At 73.5% G+C, this 14,421-nt stretch carries 14 protein-coding genes; 4 read left to right on the top strand and 10 right to left on the bottom strand.

All coding sequences use genetic code 11. The annotated features are described in order from the left end of the window. Positions 1–2: 2 nt before the first annotated feature. Positions 3–908 carry a VOC family protein gene (locus tag amrb99_RS17110; RefSeq protein ID WP_190856974.1) on the bottom strand — a complete coding sequence of 302 codons (906 nt, stop codon included), beginning with the start codon at positions 906–908 and terminating at the stop codon, positions 3–5. A gap of 146 nt (positions 909–1,054) precedes the next feature. On the opposite strand from amrb99_RS17110, the gene amrb99_RS17105 reads away from it, so the two are divergent. After that, the gene (locus tag amrb99_RS17105; RefSeq protein WP_190856973.1) at positions 1,055–1,882 is read left to right on the top strand and encodes an SDR family oxidoreductase; all 828 of its coding nucleotides are present in this window, start codon (positions 1,055–1,057) and stop codon (positions 1,880–1,882) included. 75 nt (positions 1,883–1,957) lie between these two features. Here amrb99_RS17105 and amrb99_RS17100 read toward each other — a convergent pair whose 3' ends face one another. The 4 genes from amrb99_RS17100 to amrb99_RS17085 are packed head-to-tail and all read right to left on the bottom strand — an operon-like array spanning position 1,958 to position 6,751. Continuing rightward, entirely contained in the window at positions 1,958–3,142 is a 1,185-nt protein-coding gene (locus amrb99_RS17100) for an acyl-CoA dehydrogenase family protein (protein ID WP_190856972.1), read from the bottom strand. Positions 3,143–3,162: 20 nt separating this feature from the next. Further along, positions 3,163–4,188 (bottom strand): ferredoxin--NADP reductase, encoded by a 1,026-nt coding sequence (locus amrb99_RS17095; RefSeq protein ID WP_190856971.1) that lies wholly within the window; start codon positions 4,186–4,188, stop codon positions 3,163–3,165. Continuing rightward, entirely contained in the window at positions 4,185–5,885 is a 1,701-nt protein-coding gene (locus amrb99_RS17090) for an FAD-binding protein (protein ID WP_190856970.1), read from the bottom strand. Before amrb99_RS17090 ends, amrb99_RS17095 begins: the two co-directional genes overlap by 4 nt. Beyond that, complete coding sequence (locus amrb99_RS17085; protein ID WP_190856969.1) at positions 5,882–6,751, bottom strand: alpha/beta fold hydrolase; 870 nt, start codon at positions 6,749–6,751, stop codon at positions 5,882–5,884. The genes amrb99_RS17090 and amrb99_RS17085 overlap by 4 nt, the downstream gene beginning before the upstream one ends. 236 nt (positions 6,752–6,987) lie before the next feature. On the opposite strand from amrb99_RS17085, the gene amrb99_RS17080 reads away from it, so the two are divergent. Continuing rightward, a complete protein-coding gene (locus amrb99_RS17080; protein ID WP_190856968.1) occupies positions 6,988–7,596 on the top strand; it encodes a flavin reductase family protein in 609 nt (202 codons plus the stop codon). 19 nt (positions 7,597–7,615) lie between these two features. Here amrb99_RS17080 and amrb99_RS17075 read toward each other — a convergent pair whose 3' ends face one another. Beyond that, a complete protein-coding gene (locus amrb99_RS17075) occupies positions 7,616–8,512 on the bottom strand; it encodes an IclR family transcriptional regulator (protein WP_190856967.1) in 897 nt (298 codons plus the stop codon). A 177-nt stretch (positions 8,513–8,689) separates the two neighbouring features. Here amrb99_RS17075 and amrb99_RS17070 point away from each other — a divergent pair, with 177 nt between their 5' ends. Continuing rightward, positions 8,690–9,565: an LLM class F420-dependent oxidoreductase gene (locus amrb99_RS17070; protein ID WP_190856966.1), complete on the top strand. Its 876-nt coding sequence runs from the start codon at positions 8,690–8,692 to the stop codon at positions 9,563–9,565. A gap of 26 nt (positions 9,566–9,591) precedes the next feature. Beyond that, positions 9,592–10,086: a nuclear transport factor 2 family protein gene (locus amrb99_RS17065; protein ID WP_190856965.1), complete on the top strand. Its 495-nt coding sequence runs from the start codon at positions 9,592–9,594 to the stop codon at positions 10,084–10,086. 47 nt (positions 10,087–10,133) lie between these two features. Here amrb99_RS17065 and amrb99_RS17060 read toward each other — a convergent pair whose 3' ends face one another. From amrb99_RS17060 to amrb99_RS17045, 4 genes are all read right to left on the bottom strand, one after another. After that, positions 10,134–11,189 carry a phosphotransferase gene (locus amrb99_RS17060; protein ID WP_190856964.1) on the bottom strand — a complete coding sequence of 352 codons (1,056 nt, stop codon included), beginning with the start codon at positions 11,187–11,189 and terminating at the stop codon, positions 10,134–10,136. Continuing rightward, positions 11,186–12,166, bottom strand: a complete 981-nt coding sequence (locus tag amrb99_RS17055) for a hypothetical protein (protein ID WP_190856963.1) — start codon at positions 12,164–12,166, stop codon at positions 11,186–11,188. Before amrb99_RS17055 ends, amrb99_RS17060 begins: the two co-directional genes overlap by 4 nt. Positions 12,167–12,288: 122 nt before the next feature. Next, positions 12,289–13,380 carry a hypothetical protein gene (locus amrb99_RS17050; RefSeq protein WP_190856962.1) on the bottom strand — a complete coding sequence of 364 codons (1,092 nt, stop codon included), beginning with the start codon at positions 13,378–13,380 and terminating at the stop codon, positions 12,289–12,291. A 116-nt stretch (positions 13,381–13,496) separates the two neighbouring features. After that, positions 13,497–14,300 carry a maleylpyruvate isomerase family mycothiol-dependent enzyme gene (locus amrb99_RS17045; RefSeq protein ID WP_190856961.1) on the bottom strand — a complete coding sequence of 268 codons (804 nt, stop codon included), beginning with the start codon at positions 14,298–14,300 and terminating at the stop codon, positions 13,497–13,499. Positions 14,301–14,421 lie beyond the last annotated feature (121 nt).

Below are 14,421 nucleotides of genomic sequence, written 5' to 3'. Positions count from 1 at the left end.
GCTCACTTCCCCTGGGGGGCGAAGGCGGCCAGCGGCTCGGACCCCGACCAGTCGTGGCCCCAGTAGCTGTCCTTGGTGATCTCCTCGGCGGTGTAGTACGTCTCGTCGACGAGCATGCCCTCGCAGCCGTACTCGACGTCCCAGCCGCCGGGGGCGCGCACGTAGAACGACACCATCTTGTCGTTGGTGTGCCGGCCGAGCGTGGAGGAGATCGAGAAGCCGCGCTCCTTCACCGCGTCGAGCGCCATGCCGACCGCGTCGAGGGTGTCGACCTCCACCATCAGGTGCACCAGGCCGGGGGCGCCGTCGTGCGGGGCGGGGCAGATCGCGGCGCTGTGGTGGCGCTGGTTGACGCCCATGAAGCGGATCCGCACGGGGCCGCCGACCTTCATCGCGCCGCGCGGCAGGAAACCGAGCACCTCGTTGTAGAACGTGACGGTCTCGGCGAAGTTCGGGGTGGGCAGCACCACGTGGCCCATGCCCATCGCGCCGGTGACGAACTTCTGCGCGAACCCGGTGCGCAGCGGGCTGTGGTCCAGGACCGGGCCGAAGAACACCTCGACGGGCGTGCCGCCGGGGTCGGTGAACGCGATGACCTCCTCGGCGTCGCGCTCGGCGGACTCCTTCGCGGTCAGCACCGTCACGGCGGTGCCGGACTTCTCGACGGCCTCGCGGACGGCGGCGAGCGCGTACTGGTCGCGGACCTCCCAGCCGACGGCCAGCACCTTGTCGGTGTCGCCGGGCACCAACTGAAGCCGCGACCGGCGCTCGTCCATGCGCAGGTACAGGCCGTCCGGGTCGGGGCCGCTGCCCTCGGCGAACCCGAGCCCTTCGAGGGCGAACTCGCGCCAGCGGTCGATGTGCTGGGTCTGGACCTTCAGATAGCCCAGCCCTCGGATGTGCGTCACTGTCCTCGGTCCCTTCGTGTCGCGGCCCGTACGGCGCCACGGCAGGCGCGGCGGCCGTTCCCGTCAACCTGCCAAATCCGCCGCCGCGTCGCGGCGGCCTTCCCGCTCAGTGAGAGTCTTTCGGCGTGACTCAACGAGGAGGTCGGATGGCGAAGGTCGCGCTCGTCACGGGGGCCAGCCGGGGCATCGGGCGGCGGACGGCGCTGGCGCTCGCGGGCGCCGGGTACGACGTCGCGTTCACCGCGCGGACCGTCGAGGAGGGGGAAGGGCGGATCCCGCCGCGCTACGGGCACGCCGACGCGATCCCGGTGCCGGGCAGCCTGGCGCGGACGCGCGCGGAGATCGAGGCGCTCGGCGCGCGGGCGCTGCCCGTCCCGATGGACCTGCTGGACCGGGCGAGCGTGACGGCGGCCGCCGCGGCGGTCCTGGACGCCTGGGGCCGCGTGGACGTGCTGGTCAACAACGCGGTGGCGCACCTCGCGGGCACCCACGAGCGGTTCCTCGACCTGGACGTCGGCGTCGCGGAGCGCGTCATGGCCGGCAACTACCTGAACCAGATCGCGCTGATCCAGGCGGTGCTGCCGGCGATGCTCGAACGGGGCGGCGGGACGATCGTGAACCTGTGCTCCGGCTCGGCGACCAGCGACCCGCCGGGGCCGCCCGGCGAGGGCGGCTGGGGCGTGGCGTACGCGGCGTCCAAGGCGGCGTTCGGCCGGCTCGCGGGCGCGGTCAACGCCGAGTACCTCGGCCGCGGGATCCGCGCGTTCAACCTCGACCCCGGCTTCGTGGTCACCGACGCGGGCGCGGCGCGCGGCGGCCTCACCACGCTGCAGGACGAGGGGTTCGAACCGACGCCGGAGGAGGCGCCCGCCGCCGCCGTCGTCTGGCTCGTCACCGCGCCGGACGCGGACGCGTTCCTCGGCCGGGTGATCTGGACCCCGAAGCTCGTCGCCGACCGCGGCCTGCTCCGCTGACCGGCCTGCTGACCGGCCTGCTGCGCTGACGTGCGGCGGGTCGCCGCCATGGCGGCGGCCCGCCGCGGGCGCACGTCAGATCATGGAGCGCATCGGGCCCTGCGGGGGCTCGATGTCCAGGTCGGTCAGCGCGGAGACGTGGTACACCGAGCCCGGGACGTGGATGGCGTGCGCGAGGCCGACGTGCGCGTCCCGCCAGAACCGCTGGATCGGGTTGTCGGTGCGCATCGCGTTGCCGCCCGACCGCACGACGATCTCGTTCATCGCGTGCACCGCGCGCCACGCGGCGCGGACCTGCGTGCGGCGGCCCGCCGCCCGGTCGGCGAAGCTGATCTCCTCGCCGGCCGCGACCCGGTCGTACATCCGCGAGCAGTTGTCCAGCAGCGCGGTCCGGGACGCCTTGATCTCCTCGGCCGCCTCGCTGATCGCGTACAGCACGTACGGGTCGTCCTTGATCTTCGTGCCGGTGATCTGGACGCGGTTGCGCTGGTAGGCCAGGTGGTGGTGCAGCGCGCCCTCGGCGATGCCGATCACGGCGGCGGTGATGCCGAGCGGGAACACGCAGGAGAACGGCATCAGGTAGGCGGGGTCGGTCAGCCCCGCCTCGCGCGGCGCCGACCCGTCCACGACCTTGTCGTACCAGAGCGTCCGGTACGACGGGACGAACGCGTCCTTGACGATGATGTCCTTGCTGCCGGTGCCCTTCAGCCCCGCGACGTCCCAGGAGTCGGCGACGATCTCGTAGTCCGAGCGCGGCAGGATCAGGTGCAGCGACCGCGGCGGCTGCGCCATCTTGCCGTCCTCGTCGCCGAGCATCCCGCCGAGGAAGATCCAGTCGCAGTGGTCGGTGCCGGACGAGAACTGCCAGCGGCCGTTGAAGACGTAACCGCCGTCGACCGGCCGGGCGATGCCCATCGGCGCGTACGGGGACGCGATCCACGTGTCGGGGTCCTGGCCCCAGATCTCCTCGCGGACCTTCGGGTCGGCGTAGGCCATCTCCCACGGGTGGACGCCGACGATCCCGGCGACCCAGCCGGTCGAGCCGTCGAGGGAGGCGATCCCCATCACCGTCTCGGCGAACTCGCGGGGGTGCACCTCCAGCCCGCCGTGCGCGCGCGGCTGCAGCTGGCGGATCACACCGGCGTCGCGCAGCGCCTTCGCGGCCTGGTCGTCGAGCCGGCCGAGCGACTCGTTCGCGGGGCCGAGCGCGCGGATCTCCTCGGCCCGCTCCATCATCGCGTCGAGCACGGGGTTCGTCATCAAGTCCTCCGATGTGTCCGTCAGCCGTCGTAGCTGATCCTGAGCCGGTCGCTGACCGGCCTCGCCTGGCAGGCGAGGATGAGGCCGTCGGCGAGATCCTGCTCGTCGAGGACCGAGTTGGCGTCGAGCGCGACCTCCCCTTCCAGGGCCACGCAGGCGCAGGCGGAGCAGTTGCCCTCCCGGCACGAGAACGGGGCGTCGACCCCGGCGCGCAGCAGCGCGTCGAGCAGCAGCTGCGACTTCGGCCAGGGCACCGTCTGCGTCTCGCCGTCGATCTCCACCTCGATCTCGGCGACGCCGGCCTCGTCGGCCTCGGTCGGCGGCTCCTCGTCCGGCTCCTCGAAGGGGTCGCCGGTGAGCGAGAAGAAGCGCTCGACGTTCACCCGCATGCCGAGGCCGGTCAGCGCCGCCTCCGCCATGTCCATGAACACGCCCGGCCCGCACACGAACGCCTCCCGGCCGGTGAAGTGCCGGGCGAGCGAGTGGAACGCGGCGGGCGTCGGCAGGCCCTGCACCGACTCCAGCCAGTGCACGACCGTCAGCCGCTCGCCGTGCTCCTCGGTGAGGGCGCGCAGCTCCTCCGCGAAGATCACCGAGCGTTCGTCGCGGTTGGCGTACAGCAGCGTGACGGTGCCGGTGCCGCCCGCCAGGACCGACTTGAGGATCGACATCACCGGGGTGATGCCGCTGCCGCCCGCGACGAGCAGCAGGTCCTCGTCCAGGGAGTGCGGGGTGAACGCGCCGGCGGGCCGCAGCACCTCCAGCACGTCGCCCGCGGCGACGTTGTCGCAGATCCAGTTGGACCCGATCCCCTCGGCGACGCGCTTCACCGTCACCTTGAGCCGCTCGTCGCAGACCGGCGAGCTGCACAGCGAGTACGAGCGCGCGACCCAGCCGTCCCCGGCGGGCACCCGGACCGTGAGGAACTGGCCGGGCCGGTAGGCGAACCGGCCCTCCTCGCCCTCCGCCGGTTCCAGGACGAGCGAGTTCGCGTCGGGCGTCTCCCGGACGACCTCGACGACGCGCGCCTTGAGCGATGCGGTCATGCCCGTCCCGAAGCCTTGTCCCCGCCCGCCGTGCCGAGACCGGCGGCGTGCCGTGCCGCGATGTAGCCGAACACGATGGACGGGCCGATGGTCGCGCCGGGGCCGGCGTACTCGTTGCCCATCACCGACGCCGACGAGTTGCCCGTGACGTAGAGGCCGTCGATCACCGACCCGTCCTCGCGCAGGACGCGGGCGTGCTCGTCGGAGACGAGGCCGCCCTTGGTGCCGAGGTCGCCGACCTCCAGCCGGAACGCGTAGTACGGCGCGGTCTCCAGCGGGTCGAGGTTCGGGTTCTTCAGGTTCGGGTCGCCGTAGTAGTGGTCGTAGGCGGAGTCGCCGCGGCCGAAGTCGGGGTCCTTGCCGTCGCGGGCGTACCCGTTGAACGTCCGGACCGTCTCCTCCAGCGCGTCCGCCGGGACGCCGATCTTCTCCGCCAGCTCCTTCAGCGAGTCCGCCTTGAACGCGATGCCCTTGTCGTAGAACGCCTTCGGGATCGGCGCGCCCGGCAGGATCTGCGCGAACGGGTAGCGGGCGCGGGCCTTGGCGTCCATCACGAAGAAGGCGGGGACGTGCCCGCCCTCCAGCTGGTCGTGGACGAAGTTGACGTACGGGGCGGCCTCGTTGGTGAACCGCCTGCCCTCCGCGTTCACGATGACCTGCCGGGGGATGGCGCGCTCGGACACCAGCGGGATCACCGCGCCGAGCGGGTGCCGGACGGCCGGCATCCACCACGCGTCGTCCATCAGGTCGATCGCGGCGCCGAGGTCCTCGCCGAGCCGGATGCCGTCGCCGGTGTTCTCGCGGGCGCCCATGGCGAAGTCCTCTTGGCCGCCCTTGGGCAGGTACTTGTCCCGCATCTCCTGGTTGTGGTCGAAGCCACCGGTCGCCAGGAGGACGCCCTTGGTGCCGCGGATCCGCAGCGTCTTCCCGTCGCGGGTCTGCGCGACGACCCCGATCACGCGGCCGTCGCCGTCGGTGACCAGCTCGGTCATCGCCGTCTTCAGCCACAGCGGGATCCCGGCGTCCTTCAGTGCCATCCGCATCCGCGCGACGAGCGCGCGCCCGCCGGTCGCCATGTGCCGGCGGCGGACCATGTTGGACGACACGCGCCACGCCGCGACCAGCGAGGCGCGGCGGCCCGCCCACGTCCGCTTGGCCATCGCGAGGTCGTGGTAGTCCTTCGCGGTCACCCAGAGCCCGAGCGGGCCCTTCATGTTGTTGGGCCGCTGGTACTGCTCGTCCTCGCCGAGCTTGCGGGTGTCGAACGGCTTGGCCTCGATGGACCGGCCGAGCGGCCGCCCGCCCTCCAGCTCGGGGTGGTAGTCGGCGTAGCCCTTCGTCCAGAAGAACTTCATCCACTTGCTGCGGCAGATGAGCTCCATGGCGGCGGGGCCGTTGTCGACGTAGGCGTCGAGCCGGGCCGCGGGCACCTTCCCCTGGGTGAGCAGGTCGAGGTAGCGGCGGATCGACTCGCGGCTGTCGTCGTGCCCGCGCGCCTTCAGCGTCGGGTTGTTCGGGATCCAGATGCCGCCGCCGGACAGCGCGGTGGACCCGCCGAACTTCTTGCCCTTCTCGATGATCAGCGGCTTCAGCCCGGCGTCGTGCGCGGTGAGCGCGGCGGCCATGCCGCCCCCGCCGCTGCCGACGATGACGAGGTCGTACTCCCCGTCCCAGGCCGAACCCTCGCCGGCGCTCATGACTCGTCCTTACGGGTCAGGAAGGCCAGCACCGCGCTCTCCCAGGCGGCCTTCTGCTCGATCATCACCCAGTGCCCGCAGTTCGGGAAGATGTTGACCTGCACGTTCGGGATCGTCCGCATCGGGACGAGCATCATGTCGACGGGGCTGACCCGGTCGTCGCGCCCCCAGGTGATGAGGGTCTCGGCCTTGAGCCGGTGGAGCATCGCCCAGTACGGCGGCTCGGGCGAGCGGGCCTGCATCTTGAAGTTCGCGGTCATCGCCGCCGTGGAGTACATGCGCCGCGCGGCGGCGAGGGTGTCGGGGTCGGTGGCCTGCTGCCAGCGCTCCTCGATCAGCTCCTCGGTGACGATCCGCGGGTTGAAGACCATCGAGTGCAGCCACCGGACGAGGCCCTCGCGGGTCGGATTGTCCGTGAACTCCATCAGCAGCTTGATGCCCTCGCCGGGGCCGGGGCTGAAGATGTTGCGGCCGATCCCGCCGATGGTGACCAGGCGCCGCACCCGCTCGGGGTGCGCGAGGGCCATCTGGGTGCCGACGATGCCGCCCATCGAGTTGCCGATCACGTCGACCTGCTCGAGGCCGAGGCCGTCCAGGAAGCGGATCGCGGCGCCGGACGCGGCGGCCATCGGGTGCTCGTCGGTCGGGTCGCTCACGCCGAACCCGGGGAACTCCAGCACCAGGCAGCGGAAGTGCTCGGCGAACCGCGCCAGGTTGCCGCGGAAGTTGCGCCAGCCCGTCACGCCGGGGCCCGAGCCGTGCAGCATCAGCAGCGGCGGGCCGTCGCCCGCCTCGTGATAGCGCAGGACGCCCTGGTCCGTGGCGAGTTCGCGCAATGTCGACTCGTAGGTCAGCTCCGTGGGCATGTTCTCAGTCCTTCTGGGTGGCTTGCCGGAAACCTAACGGGCGTTTGGTCAGGACCGTCCAGTGGATTCCCGATCAGCGGGACGTTCGCCGGAGGGGCCGCCCGGGGGCCCTCTTGACGGCTCGCCGGGCGCGGGCTTCCACTCATTGGGATCAGGGTGCGCGCGCGGCGCCGCGCGTGCCTACGTTCCGGTGCATCGAGACCGGCGACAGCGTCCGAGAGCCGCGAGGTGACTTCATGCCAGCAGAGCCAGCGCTCACCGCAGAAGCAGCAGGGAACACCGGGCCGGGCGAGCCCGCGGACTCCCCCGACCCCCTGGAGTTCCGGCGGGCGATGGCGGAGTTCGCCACCGGCGTCACCGTGGTGACCGCGCTCGACGGGGACGAACCCGTCGGGTTCGCCTGCCAGTCGTTCGCGTCGGTGTCGCTCGAACCGCCGCTGATCCTGTTCTGCGCGGACCGGCGCGGCCGCTCGTGGCCCCGGATCCGCTCCGCCGGCCGGTTCTGCGTGAACGTCCTCGGCGAGGAGCAGGCCGACCTGTGCGCGCGGTTCGGGTCGAGCCGCGGCCTGAAGTACGAGGGGCTCGACTGGGACCTGTCCCCGCACGGCACCCCCCAGCTCCGGGACGTCCTGCTGAACGTGCACGCCGCCGTCCACGCCGTGCACGAGGCCGGCGACCACGACGTGGTGATCGGCCGGGTGCTGTCGGTCCGCGTGCACGAGGCCCCGGGCGGGGTGTGGCGCCGGCCGATGCTGTTCTTCCGCAGCCGGTTCGGCGTGCACCCGCCCGAGGTGCCGTTCGCCCCGGACCCGTGGGGCGAGGGCGACCGCTGGGGCTGGGGCTGAGTTCACATGGATGGGCGGGTCACATCCAGTCGCCGCGGCCGTCCACCGCGAGCAGCCGGTTCATGGTCGCGGCGGACCAGGTGTGCTCCGGGACGGGGCGGTCGGTGTGCGCGCGGCGGGTCCGGCCGCCGGGCCGTCCCGCCGCCGCGGAGCCGGGGAACAGCACCTGCGAGGTCTCGCGGGCGGCGGTGACGACGAGGGGCGCGACGTTCTCCAGCGGCGTGTGGATGTCGCCGACCAGCGAGATCCCCGCGACGGGGCCGTCCGCGCCGCGGATCGCGACGGCCACGCAGGCGATGCCGGGGAACGACTCGCCGCGCTCGAACGCCAGCCCGCGGCGCTGCCGGACGCGGTGCAGCTCCTGGTGCAGGGTGCCGAGCTCGCCGATGGTGCGGCTGGTCAGCCGGGTGATCCCAGTGCCGAGCAGCGCGTCCACCTGCTCGGGCTCCAGCCAGGCGAGCATCGCCTTGCCGAGCGCGGTGGAGTGCGCGGGGGCGCGGCCGCCGACCCGGGACGGCACGGACGCGGCGAGCCGCCCGCCGAGCTTGTCCAGGTAGAAGACCTCGGCGCCGTCCAGCACCGCGAGGTGCGCGACGAGGCCGGTGGTGACCTGCAGCTCGTGCAGGTACGGCGCGGCGGCCTCGCGGATCTTGCCGTGCCCGCCGTCCTGGCCGCCGAGGCCGAGCGCGCGCTGGCCGAGGCCGTAGCCGAAGGAGTGGTGGGCGAGCCACCGCTGCCGGACGAGCTGGTCGAGGATCCGGTGCGCGGTGGAGCGCGGCAGCCCGGTGCGGCGGGCCACGTCCTCCAGCGTGAGCCGGGCCGACGGGCCGTTGAAGGCGTCGAGGATCAGCGTCATCCGCTCGATCATCGAGGGCGGCGCATCGCGCCGCGTGGGCGCGGCCATGGTCTCGGTCATCGCACCTCCCGGGAACACGACTGAAATGAATTCTTGTTGAGTGGAATCTAGCAAGTCCTGGCGCGGACCGAAAGGGGTAGCGTCAGGCCAGGTCACGCAGGAGCATCGGGCATCGGCCCGGAGCTCGGACGACGGCGGGGCCACGAGTAGAACGTTTTTCTGTCGAGAGGGGACGCGATGCATGTCGGCATCGTCACGCCGGTGGTGGCGCAACCGCCGCTCGGGCACGGCGGCTGGGAGCGGGACGCCGGCATCGAGGAGATGGGGCGGATCGCCGAGACCGCCGACCGGCTCGGCTACCACCATCTGACCTGCAGCGAGCACGTCGCGGTGCCGGCCGAGGCGGCCGAGCAGCGCGGCGGCGTCTACTGGGACCCGCTCGCCACGTTCGGCTACCTCGCCGCCCGCACCACCCGGATCCGGCTCGCCACCCAGGTGCTCGTGCTCGGCTACCACCACCCGCTCGCGATCGCCAAGCGGTACGGCACCCTCGACCGGGTCAGCGGCGGCCGGCTCACGCTCGGCCTCGGCGTCGGCAGCCTGGAAGAGGAGTTCGACCTGCTCGGCGCGCCGTTCGCCGGACGCGGCGCGCGCGCGGACGACGCCATCGCCGCGCTACGGGCGTCCCTGGGGAAGCGGGTGCCGGAGTACCACGGCGAGCACTACGACTTCTCGGGCATGGTCGTCGAGCCGCACGCCGTCCAGGAGCACGTCCCGTTCTGGATCGGCGGCCGCACGGCCCGCTCCCTGCGCCGCGCGCTCGCCGCCGACGGCTGGGTGCCGTTCGGGCTGCCGCTGTCCCGGCTCGCCGAGATGCTCGCCGAGGCCGACGTCCCGGACGGCTTCGACGTGGTGCTCGGCCCGTCCCGCCCGCTGGACCCGATCGGCGACGCGGAGGGCGCGGGCACGGCGCTCGTCCGGCTGCGGGAGGCGGGCGCGACCGTCGCCGGCGTCCGCATCGCGGCGGAGTCGGCCGCGCACTACCGCGAGCAGCTCGCCGCCCTCCGCGACCTCGCCGGCACCTACGCCCTGACCTTTGGAGACACCCAGTGACGGACCACGCTGTGACGGACCACCCCGTGACCGATGTCGAGTCCCGGCTCGCCGCCCTCGAAGACCGGCTGCGCGCGCTGGAGGACGAGCGGGAGATCGCCCGGCTGATCCTGTCCTACGGGCCGCTGGTCGACAGCGGCTGCGCCGAGGCCGTCGCCGCCCTGTGGGACGAGGACGGCGTGTACGACGTGGACGAGCTGATGATGGACGGCCGCCCCGCGATCGACGCGATGGTCCGCTCCACCAATCACCGGCGGTGGATCGCGGGCGGCTGCGCGCACTTCGTCGGGCCGCCGCACGTCACCGTGACCGGCGACGAGGCCACCGCCGTCGGCTACACGCTGATGATCGTGCACCAGGAGGACGGCTTCACGCTGCGCCGCGCCACCGCCAACCACTGGACGCTGCGCCGCACCCCGGACGGCTGGAGCGTCACCAACCGGACGAACCGGGTGCTGGACGGCCGCCCCGAGTCCCCCGACCTGCTCGCCTCCCACTTCCCGCACGCCGAACGGACCTGAGCCGGAACCGCCGTGGCGCCCCCGGACGCGGGGCGCCACGGCGGCGGTCACGGCAGCAGGGACGCGGCGTCGAGGTCGAGGGCGTGGTGGGCGTGCCTCGTGGTCATCGTGCAGAACATCTCGTCGCCCCGGTCGGTGCGCTCGACCAGCATCGACGCGCCGATCGCCATGACGATCCCCTGGAACGCGTGCCGGCGGTAGCCGTCCCAGCAGTCGTCCCAGGCCAGGTCCACGCCGCGCCCGGTGAGGGCGGCGTGGTAGCGGCGAACGAGCGCGCGCTCGTGCGCGCGGCGGGCCTCGACGGGCAGGCTGGAGCCGAGGAAGTACGCCAGGTCGGCGGCGCCCGGCCCGTAGGCGCAGGTCTGCCAGTCCAGCACGACCGGGCGCGGCCCGCCGAACAGCAGGTTGTCGGCGCGGAAGTCGCCGTGCATGAGGGTGGACGCGCCGTCCCGCGCGGCGAGGTACCCGCCCAGCGACGGCAGGAAGTCCTCGATCAGGCCGATGACCTCGGGTTCCAGCCGGTCCGCGTACCGGTCCTTGAAGCCCTGGTACAGCCCGGTCACCAACGCGGTGGTGAACTCGGCGGCCTCCGCGCCGTGCCGGTTCAGCCAGGGCAGCGCGGCGAGGTCGGGATCGTTCCAGCCGGCGGCGTGGAGCGCGGCCATCTCGTCGACCGCGGCGGCCGCCTCGTCCGGCGAGACGCCCGCGAGCTGGTCGCCCGCCCGCGCGGGCGCGAGGTCCTGCAAGAGGACGACGTACTCGTCCTTCTCCGGCTCGTAGGCGGAGAAGTAGCAGGCGGGCACGCTGGCGTCGAGGCCGTCCGCGACGCCCGCGTAGAAGCTCGCCTCCACCTCGTAGGTGCGGATCGCGCGGGCCGCCGCGCGGCTCGCCTCGTCCGCCGCCGGGACCTTCGCGATCATCGTGGCGGGCAGCCCGACGGGCCCGTCGTAGGTGAGGCTCAGGCGCAGGCTGTCGGAGACCTGGCCGGTGCCGACCGGCTCGGCGGCGACGGCGGTGACCGCCGCGCCGTCCAGGTCGCGCGCGAGCGCCTCGGTCAGCCAGGACGCGGTCAGGCCGGCGCCGCCCGCGACCGGCCCGGTCATCGGGCGCCGCCTTCCGCGAGGTACGACCAGCCGTGGTCCTGCCAGCCGGGCGGCTGGTGCCATTCCGTCCAGCCGTGGCCGGTGCGGCCGTCCTCGGCCTCGAAGCGGCAGAGCGCGCGCGGGAAACGCGCGGTCCGGCCGTCCGGCGAGACGACCGCGACGGGCGCGAACGCCAGCGGCGTCGCGGTCATCGGGACGCCCGGCACCCGCAGGTGCGACGACTCCGGCAGCTCGTCCGCCGCGAAGCGGGTCTCGGCGGAGAAGCCGTCGCGGTGCGCGATCTCGCCGCCCGGCGGCACCAGGAACGACGGCCACGGGATCGCGAACCCGATGTTGGCCTGCATGCCGTGGAAGAACGTGCCGTCGCCGAGGCGCCCGGACGACCAGAGCCACGACGTCTTCCACCAGTCGCGCTCGCCCCAGCTGTGGTCGCGCTCGCCGGGCGCGTCGACGGCGAGGGTCTCGTCCCCGACCGTGACGGTGCCGGAGACCGTGCACGGGATCTCGTAGCGCGGGATGTCCTTGTAGGGGTAGACGCCGCTGACGGTGTCCCATCGCAGGTCGAACCGGAGGCGCGTCGTCTCCGCGCCGGACGTGCCGCCGTACGCGGCGGTGGGGTCGGGCAGGACGGCGCCCTCGCCGTCCAGCCCGATCCGCACCGGGCCGAACGGCTCGGCGATGGTCTGCGTCGCCTCGTACGCGCCGGTGCGGACGTCGGTGGTGCCCGGCTTCGGCAGCGGCGCGTCGTTGTCGGCGACCAGGACGAGCGGGCGGTCCTTCCCGGTCACGCACGCCCAGTACCAGGCGCGGTCCCAGTTCGGGTACAGGCCGAGCCGCACGTACCCGGCGACGGACCCGTCCGGGGCGGCGAAGTCGAAGTAGTAGGACTCGTTCCACAGCACCTCGGACCCGGGCTCGTGCAGCCCCTCGTCCGCCGGCGTCAGCTGCCAGGTGCCGTGATCGATGATCTTCGCCATGGGCGAACCTCCGGGGGTGGTCGGGGGTCAGGGGGCGGCGAGGCCGCGCGGGCGGCTTGTGGAGATCTTCCCAGCCGGGGCCCGCGGAAGCGAGGGCACGGCCGCGAGGCAAGGCGCGCGGGTCAGCGGAACCGGTCGATCAGCAGCCGGTTCCCGGCGCCGGGCCCGACCCCCCACACCGACGCGGTGCGTCCGACCTGCGCGAGGTCGTAGACCGGCGGCCAGCCGCCGAGGTCGTTGGCGGGGCGCGGCACGCTCGTCCAGGCCGTCCCGTCGAAGTGCCGGTAGTAGGCGGTGCGGCTGTCCTGCAGCCACACGCCGCCCCGCCCGTCGGACGCGATGTCGCCGAGGAACCCGACATCCTGGGCGAAGGGGCGGACCTGCTCGTACGGCGACGGCGTCTTCGTCACGGTGAACGCGGTCCCGTCCCAGTGGACGAGGTCCGGGCCGGAGAACAGCGGGTCCTGCGGGATCGTGTAGAACCAGACGTCGTCCGGCGACAGCGCGACGATCTGCAATACCCACTGCGGCCAGTCGCCGGGGATGTCCATCTGCGTCCAGCCGGTCCCGTCGTAGTGCCACAGGCCGTCGCCGGACGGGCCCAGGCCGCCGGCCCAGACGTCCTTCGGTGTGCGCGCGGCCAGCGCGTCCAGCATGCCCCCGCCCGCGAGCGAGAGCCCCTTGTCCGCCCAGGTTCCGCCGCTGCGGCGGAAGACGGCGGCGCCGCTGCCGTCGGTGTTGGAGCCGATCGACCACGCCTTGCCTCGGGAGTCGACCGAAACGGCCATGGGCTGCGGACGCGGGTAGTCGACGGCCTTCCAGGCGCGGCCGTTCCAGTGCAGCGACTTCGCCGTGGCGGCGCCGCCGCCCTGCCCGACGGCCCACACGTTGGACGGCCCGCCGGACGCGACGTCCACCAGTTCGGGGGCCGTGCCGGCGGGCGCGGCCTGCGGCGTCCAGGCGCCGTGCCGGTAGCTCAGGATCAGCGGGGCGGACGAGGACGACTGCGTGCCGACGGCCCAGGCGTGCCCGCGGTCGGGCGCCGTGACCCCGTAGAGCGCGGGGGCCGTCAGGCCGGTGACGTCGGTGGAGGTCCAGGCGCCGGGCGGCGCGTCGGCCAGCGCGGTGCCGGACGTCCCGGCGGCCGTGGCGGTGACGACGGCGGCGGCGGCGAGCGCGAGCGGCGCGGTGCGGCGGGCGAGCGCGGTTCTCACGGGGCGGTCTCCTCCCGGACGGGAACACGATCATGCCAGCATTCACTGGCACGATCGGGATGTAAAGCCGCCCCGGCCGCCCCTGGCCGGATCCGGCTACCGCCCGCCGGGGCGCCTCACGGGGTCAGGGCCATGCCGGCGAGCACCCGTCCGGCGAGCTCCGTGTCCCCCTTGGCCCGCACCTCCACCGCGTCCGGCCCGCACCGTCCCGCGGTGAGCCGCACGTAGCACTCCCACTCCATGTCCAGCTCGGCCGTCGCGTCGTCCGGCACCTCGCCGGCGAACGCGCCGCGCCCGTCGCCGTCCACCACGACGGCCACCCGGCGCTCGACCGGCCCGCTGATCCGGAACAGCACCGACTGCCCCGGCTCCGCCCCCGCCTTGCGCGCCACGACGAGCGGCAGGCCCTGGGCGAGGATGTCCCAGAAGCAGCCCGCCGCCGGCGCGTCCAGGTTGCCCGGACGGCCGACCGCGCGGCGCACGTCCTGCTCGTGCGTCCAGCAGTCCATCGCGCGGAACCGCATGAACAGCGCGTACGTGCCCTGCTTCCCGTTCGGGAGCGTCGTGGGCTCGTCCGGGTCCAGGCCCGGCAGCTGGGCGAGGCGGCGCTCCAGCACGTCCGCCAGCTCCGCCGCCACCCGCGGCCCTGGAACGGACCGCCGCGCATGCACGCCGGCCTCCAGGAACCGCGCGAAGTCGTTGCGGATGTGGTCGAACTCAGGGACCTCGACCTCGGGGACCGGGTCGCCCAGCAGCGACGCCTCCACCGAGACCAAGTGGGAGAACTGGTCCTTGACCGTCCAGCCCGGGCAGTCGGTCGGGCGTTCCCACTCCGCCGCGCCGAGCGTCGCGGCCAGCGCGAGCGAGGAGCGGACCGTCTGCTCGAACGCGGCGACGTTCGCGCGCATCTCGTCGTTCATCCCGGGGTCCTTCGGCGAGGGGGACAGGGCGCCCTCAATGTACGAGACGCTCCGGACGCGCCCGGGCGCCGCCCCCTTGAGGAGGGGCGGCGCCCGGGCCGGGAGGCGGCGCCGCATCGCC

This window comes from Actinomadura sp. RB99, from assembly GCF_014706005.1.
Lineage (GTDB): Bacteria > Actinomycetota > Actinomycetes > Streptosporangiales > Streptosporangiaceae > Spirillospora.
The sequence above is the reverse complement of the archived record's forward strand: the minus strand, read 5'-3'. Positions and strand labels throughout refer to the sequence as shown.